The sequence below is a fragment of the Martelella sp. genome, assembly GCF_984369615.1.
In genome coordinates, this window is the sequence record NZ_CFHTCS010000244.1 from 1 (window position 1) to 6719 (window position 6719).

Consider the following 6719-nt stretch of genomic DNA (forward strand, 5'->3'; position numbering starts at 1 on the left):
CCGAAATGGACGAACAGGCGCTCGAAGGAGGCGACATCGCGCGACCGTCCGGTTCGCACCAGACAGAGCGTCATTTCTTCGGCCGTCATTTCCGGCAAGGCTGGGCCTTTCGACTTTGGCATCCGTAGTCCCACGATCATGGGTGCCGCCCTGGAGCGGGCGGCGCTGGAAACCGAGCCGGCGGCCGGCATATGATGAGCAAGGTCTGTCATGCCAGCTATAACGGCGCGGTTTTCCAACCGGATCGAAGGTTCCAACAAATTTCTTCCGATTTCAATCCGTCCGGCTGTCGGAGACGTTATTCAGGGCAAAGAACAGAGGAAAACCGCGCATGCATCACACGCTGGACAAGGCCCACCGGAAGTTCCGCGCCGACAGGAAGATTGCCGTCATCGGCTCGGGCATTTCCGGCCTCTCGGCGGCATGGCTCCTGAGCAAATCCGCCCATGTCACGCTGTTCGAGGCCGACAGCCGCCCCGGCGGCCATTCGAACACCGCCGATGCGGTCATTGACGGCCGGCACATCCCCGTCGACACAGGCTTCATCGTCTACAACGAACGCAACTATCCGAACCTCACCGCCCTGTTCTCCCATCTCGGCGTGGCTACGGAGGATTCGGACATGTCGTTCTCGGCCTCGCTCAACAACGGCGCATTCGAATATGGCGGCACCAACATCGCCACCATGCTGGCGCAGAAGTCCAATATCCTGCGCTTCAGCTTCTGGCGGATGGTCTATGATATCTTCCGCTTCTATCGGGAGGCGCCGGCAGCGGCGAAGGAAACCTCCGGACTTCAACTGACGCTTGGCGACTATCTCGATGCCAAGGGCTATTCCAGACGCTTTGTCGAAGATCACATCCTGCCGATGGGCGCGGCGATATGGTCGACCACGGCCGATCAGATGCGCGCCTACCCTCTGGCCGCCTTCACCCGTTTCTTTGAAAGTCACGGGCTTCTGACGCTCGTCGACAGGCCCCAGTGGCGCACGGTGTCCGGCGGCAGCCGGAGTTACGTCACGCGCATGCTGGAGCTGATCAACGGCGATATCCGCCTTTCGACGCCGGTCCGGCAGATCCATCGTATCGACACTGGCGTGCGCCTGACGCTCGATCACGGCGAGGAACAGGAATTCGACGCCGTCGTGGTCGCAACGCATGGCGACCAGGCGCTTTCCATGCTGGCGGATGCCGGCGAAACCGAGAAAAGGCTTCTCTCGGCCTTTCGCTACACCGTCAACGATGCTTATCTGCACAGCGACGCAAGGCAGATGCCAAGGCGCCGAAAGGTCTGGTCGAGCTGGAACTATCTCGAGCGAAAGAGGGCCGACGACATCTCGCTGTGCGTGACCTACTGGATGAACCGGCTGCAGAATATCGATGAGGACTATCCGCTGTTCGTGACACTCAATCCGGCCGAGCCCATCCGTGAGGATGCAATCCACGCCCGCTACACCTACACCCATCCCCTCTTCGACCGCGGCGCGATCGAGGCCCAGCGCGACCTCTGGCGGATCCAGGGACGCGGCAATGTCTGGTATTGCGGCGCGCATTTCGGTAGCGGCTTTCACGAGGACGGGTTGCAGTCAGGCCTCGCTGCGGCGGAAGCGCTCGGCGGCATGAGGCGACCCTGGTCGGTGGAAAACGAGTCCGGCCGCATCCACCTTCCACCGAACCTGGTCGCCGCCGAATGAGCTGGAACTCCGCCCTCTTCAAAGGCGATGTCATTCACCGGCGACACCGGCCGAAGACGCATCGGCTGCACTACCGCGTCTTCTCGCTGCTGATCGACCTTGACGAGCTGCCGACACTTGATCGCGCAATGCGGCTTTTCGGTCACAACCGGTTCGCCCTCTTCAGCGTCCATGACCGCGATCACGGCGCTCTTGACGGCGGCGGGCTGAAATCCTGGGCACTGGGCGAAGTCGAGAGAGCCGGCATTTCCGCGCCGGTCGCCCGCGTGGAGATGCTCTGCTATCCGCGCATTCTCGGCTATGTCTTCAACCCGCTCACGGTTTACTTCTGCTACCGCGAAAACGGCGGTCTTGTCGCGATCCTCTACGAGGTCTGCAACACGTTCAAGGAACGGATGACCTATGTGATCCCCGTCGCCGATGACAGCCGACCGGTGCGGCAGACGGCGGAGAAGAAACTTTACGTCTCCCCCTTCATCCCGATGGAGTGCATCTATCACTTTTCCATCGCGCCGCCCGGCGAAACGGTGTCGGTACGGATCAACGAGAAGGATGGCGAAGGTCCGCTTCTGTTCGCCGCCTTCAACGGCAAGCGCGCGGCGCTCTCCGACCGTGCGCTTCTTTCCGCCTTTGCAACCTATCCGCTGATGACCGTCAAAATCATTGCGGGGATCCACCTCGAAGCTTTACGACTGTTGATGAAGGGAATACCGGTATTCAAACACCGGCCGTCCGCATTGCGCGTTCAAAGCGTTGTCGCAGGCGGCCCGCTGCGAAAAGACGGAGCCGATGACCGAGATGCATGACCGACAAGCCCCGCACAGAAGCCTGAAACTGTGGCAGAAGCCGATCGCCGGCATGGCCGGGCGCATCAACACCGGATCCCTGACGCTGCGTTTTCCCCATGGCCGTAGCGCCCGGGTTTGCGGAAGCAGGCAAGGGCCTGAGGCGGAAATCAGCCTCAAAAATCCGCGCCCGCTGTTTCGCCTCCTCAGCGAGGGAGACCTCGGTTTTGCGCGTTCCTATATCGACGGCGACTGGGACACGCCGGACCTCGGCGCTGTCATCGATCTGGCGATCGCCAATGAGGAGGAGTTGTCGCGGACATTGTCCTCTTCCTATCTGTTCACCCGGGTGAGCCGCCTCCGCCACCGCCTGCGCGCAAACACCAAAACGGGCAGCAAGCGCAATATCGCCTTCCACTACGACCTCGGCAACGCCTTCTACAAGCTGTGGCTCGACGAGACGATGACCTATTCGAGCGCGCTCTACGAGGGCCGCGAGCGGTCCCTGCCTGAGGCGCAGACGGCCAAATACGACCGCATCCTCGCCTGCCTGCAGGTGGGGCCGCAGGACCGGATCCTGGAGATCGGCTGCGGCTGGGGCGGTTTTGCCGAGCATGCGGCGAGAACGACCGGTTGCCATGTCACAGGCCTCACCCTGTCTGCGGAACAGGCGAAGTTTGCCCGCGAACGGCTTGCCGAAAAGGGCCTTGCCGCGCAAACCGACATCCGGCTCGAGGACTACAGGGATTGCCGGGGCACGTTTGACAAGATCGTCTCGATCGAGATGTTCGAGGCCGTGGGCGAGGAAAACTGGCCAGTCTTCTTCGAGACGGTCAACCGGCGGCTGACGCCCGGCGGCACGGCGGTGATCCAGTCGATCGCGATCGAGCATCACCGCCTCGACGATTACCGGAACAATCCGGATTTCATCCAGCACTTCATCTTTCCCGGGGGCATGCTTCCCTCCATCGAGACCTTCCGCAAGGGCGCGTCCAGCGCCGGACTGGCGGTAAAGGACCTGTTCTCTTTCGGCAATGACTATGCGCGCACGCTGCTGGAGTGGGAAAAGCGCTTTCTTTCGGAATGGGAGGCAATCCACCCGCTCGGCTTCGACGAGCGCTTCCGCCGGATGTGGCGCTATTATCTCAACTACTGCGCCTCCGGCTTCAGCGCCGGGCGGATCGACGTCGCGCAATTCCACCTGATGAAGCCGGCGGTCTGAAGTTCACTCAGGCCGCTCCGCCCTCGGGAAGCGCAGCATGATGAAGGCGGCAAGCGCAGCCGCTCCCGTGACGTTGAGAAAGGCGAGGCTTCGCATGTCGTTTGCCGCAACCGGCATCAACGGCGCTCCGATGCGCCCCTCAAGCGCGACAAACAGGACAAAGATCGCCGCGACAAGTCCGCGCGAGAGCCAGACCTCCGTACGGTAGAACGAAAGTCCGGCAAGCATCAGGCAGGCGAACAGGAAGGCAAGCGTCTCGCTCTCCCCGCCGAGAACAAAGGCGATCGCCGACGTATCGACCACGCCGACAATCACCATGCCGAGACGGGCCGCACGCCCCTTGCCGATGCGCGACAGATGCCAGACCGCGAGATAGAGCGGCATGGTCAGCGCGGTCAGCAGGGAGAGATGAAACGCGCTTTCGGCCAGGAACCAGACATAGAGCGGGTAGACCGGCTTGTTGAGCGCCAGCACCAGGGCCGTGGCGCCGGCCGCGCCGCCAAGCGGGTCGTCGCGGCGAACGCCCTCTTGTCCGGGTTTGCTAATAAAAATCATCTATCCGGCTCAATGCACTGCAGACGTTGACTTTTTCCTGTCCGGAAACCACGGGAAAAAGGCGTTGACGCGTTCCTGGTAGGCCTTGAACGCCTCCCCGCGCGAGCGCTCCATATGCTGTTCCAGATAGGGGATGCCCGACACATGGTTGAGCAGCCAATACATCATCAGAGGCGCGAGGAGAGACAGGACGAAGGGAAGGAACGACTGGAAACCGGCAAGCGCCAGCAGCGGCCAGGCGCACCACCAGGTCCATTCGAAGAAATAGTTCGGATGACGCGAATAGCCCCACAGACCGATATCGCAGACCGTCTTGCCCTCCGGGCTTCTGCGCTTGAACTGCGAAAGTTGCCAGTCGGCCGTCCCCTCGCCCGCGATCGCGATCAGGGCGACAACGAGGGCCAGTCCGTCGAGAATGCCGGGAAACGGCGCCGGATTGAGAATTGCGCCATAGATCGACAGAGCGAGAATGAAGGCGGCAAAGGCCTGGATCTGCAGGAACCACAGCAGTCGCGGCCCGGCGCTGTCGCCCCACTCGTCAATCAGCGCGGCATAGCGCGGGTCATCCTTCTTGCCGGCGCTGCGCGTGGCGATATGGCCGGCAAGCCGCAGGGCCCAGAGCCCGACGAGAATGCCGGCGAGCCACTTGCGCGCCGGATTTCCGGCTTCCGAGAAGACGATGACGGAGAGCCCGCCAAGCCCTGTGAGAGCGGCCCAGATCGTATCGATCCAGCCGCTGTTGCCGGTGAGCCTCTGAACGGCCCAGGCGCCGGCCATGCCAAGGCAAAGCCCGATGAAAACGGAAATCAGCAGAGTTACAGACACGTCGCCCTCCGGAAAAATGCGGTTCAAACATCTCTACGGAGGGCGCGACGGCGCGGATCGAAATCGGACCCGTCAGCCCGGCGAAAGGCCGCGCTGTCTTTCCGAACGGCGGCGCAGCAGCTCCAGCACCGTCAGCAAAATGATCGAAATCGTCACCAGGATGGAGGCGACGGCCAGGATCGTCGGCGAAATCTGCTCGCGCAGCCCTGTGAACATCTGCCAGGGCAGAGTCTTCTGCGAGGCGGAGCCGACGAACAGCACGACGACGACCTCGTCGAAGGAAGTAATGAAGGCGAACAGCGCGCCCGAAATCACGCCCGGCAGGATCAGCGGCATCTGCACCTTGAAGAAGGTGGTGACCGGGTTTGCGCCGAGGCTCGCCGCCGCCCGTTCCAGCGACCGGTCGAAACCGACCAGCGTCGCCGTCACGGTGATGATGACGAAGGGCGTGCCGAGCACGGCATGCGCCAGAACGACGCCCCAATAGGTGCCCTGAATGCCGAGGCGGGAGTAGAAGAAATACATGCCGGCGGCCGAGATGATCAGCGGCACGATCATCGGCGAGATCAGGATTGCCATGATGGCGCCGCGATAGGGCACATGGCTCTGCGACAGGCCGATGGCGGCCAGCGTGCCGAAGCCGGTCGCCAGAAGCGTCGCGGCCGGCGCGATCATCACCGAGTTCCTGAGCGCCTGCTGCCAGTCGGGATTGGTGAAGAAGTCATGGTAATGCTTGAACGAATAGCCGGCTGGATCGAAAGACAGCATTTCCGGCGTGAAGGTGAAGAAGTCCGTCGCGTTGAAGCTGAGCGGAATGATCACCAGGATCGGAAAGATCAGGAAGAAGAAGATCAGTCCGCAGATCACCCGGAAGCCGTAGTGCCAGACGCGCTGGCCGGTGGTCATGTATGGGGGCAGTTTGGCCATGGTCCCTCTCCTATCCGAGCTTCACATTGTCGATGCCGACGAGCTTGTCGTAGATGACGAAGCAGAGCAGCACCACGACCAGAAGCAGCGTGCCGAGCGCGGCCGCCAGGCCCCAGTTCAGCGAACTCGAGATATGGTAGGCGATCCGGTTGGAGATGAAGATACCGGAGGTGCCGCCGACCAGTTCAGGCGTGATGTAATAGCCGATCGACAGGATGAAGACGAGAACGGCGCCGGCGCCGATGCCGGGCACGGTCTGCGGGAAATAGATCCGCCAGAAGGCCGTCCAGTCTGTCGCGCCCAGGCTTTTCGCCGCGCGCACATAGGTCGGCGATATCGTCTTCATCACCGAATAGAGCGGCAGGATCATGAAGGGCAGAAGGATATGGGTCATGGCGATGACGGTGCCCGTCGCATTGTTGATCAGCGCGAGCCGTCCGTCATCGGAGACAAGGCCGATGAACACCAGAATATCGTTGATGACGCCCTGTTGCTGCAACAGCACCTTCCACGCAGAGGTTCTGACCAGAAGCGATGTCCAGAACGGCAGAAGCACCAGGATCATCAGGAGATTGGCGGAGCGGAGCGGCAGATGCGAGAGCAGGAAGGCGATCGGGTAGCCGAGAATGAGGCAGGAAAAGGTGATGACCACGCTCAGGACCAGCGTGCGCATGAACAGGAGCAGATAGATGCGCTGGTCTTCCGGCACCAT

Annotated in this window: 8 protein-coding genes; 4 read left to right on the forward strand and 4 right to left on the reverse strand. The window is 61.9% G+C overall.

Annotation, left to right across the window (positions count from 1 at the left end):
* The 4 genes from AC5DC2_RS16920 to AC5DC2_RS16935 all read left to right on the forward strand — a co-directional run.
* The coding region (locus AC5DC2_RS16920; protein WP_491699319.1) for a hypothetical protein at positions 1-195 on the forward strand (195 nt) is incomplete at its 5' end.
* 136 nt (positions 196-331) lie between these two features.
* Positions 332-1693 (forward strand): NAD(P)/FAD-dependent oxidoreductase, encoded by a 1362-nt coding sequence (locus AC5DC2_RS16925; protein ID WP_491699320.1) that lies wholly within the window; start codon positions 332-334, stop codon positions 1691-1693.
* Positions 1690-2499 carry a DUF1365 domain-containing protein gene (locus AC5DC2_RS16930; protein WP_491699321.1) on the forward strand — a complete coding sequence of 270 codons (810 nt, stop codon included), beginning with the start codon at positions 1690-1692 and terminating at the stop codon, positions 2497-2499. The genes AC5DC2_RS16925 and AC5DC2_RS16930 overlap by 4 nt, the downstream gene beginning before the upstream one ends.
* Positions 2483-3700, forward strand: a complete 1218-nt coding sequence (locus AC5DC2_RS16935; protein WP_491699322.1) for a class I SAM-dependent methyltransferase — start codon at positions 2483-2485, stop codon at positions 3698-3700. Before AC5DC2_RS16930 ends, AC5DC2_RS16935 begins: the two co-directional genes overlap by 17 nt.
* A gap of 3 nt (positions 3701-3703) precedes the next feature.
* On the opposite strand, the gene AC5DC2_RS16940 is transcribed toward AC5DC2_RS16935, so the two are convergent.
* The 4 genes from AC5DC2_RS16940 to AC5DC2_RS16955 all read right to left on the reverse strand — a co-directional run.
* Positions 3704-4255, reverse strand: coding sequence for a hypothetical protein (locus tag AC5DC2_RS16940; RefSeq protein ID WP_491699323.1), 552 nt, complete (start codon positions 4253-4255; stop codon positions 3704-3706).
* A gap of 9 nt (positions 4256-4264) precedes the next feature.
* Complete coding sequence (locus AC5DC2_RS16945) at positions 4265-5080, reverse strand: DUF1295 domain-containing protein (RefSeq protein WP_491699324.1); 816 nt, start codon at positions 5078-5080, stop codon at positions 4265-4267.
* A 72-nt stretch (positions 5081-5152) separates the two neighbouring features.
* Complete coding sequence (locus AC5DC2_RS16950; RefSeq protein ID WP_491699325.1) at positions 5153-6007, reverse strand: ABC transporter permease; 855 nt, start codon at positions 6005-6007, stop codon at positions 5153-5155.
* A gap of 10 nt (positions 6008-6017) precedes the next feature.
* Positions 6018-6719 (reverse strand): ABC transporter permease (locus AC5DC2_RS16955; RefSeq protein WP_491699326.1); only part of this gene is annotated, 702 nt, incomplete at its 5' end.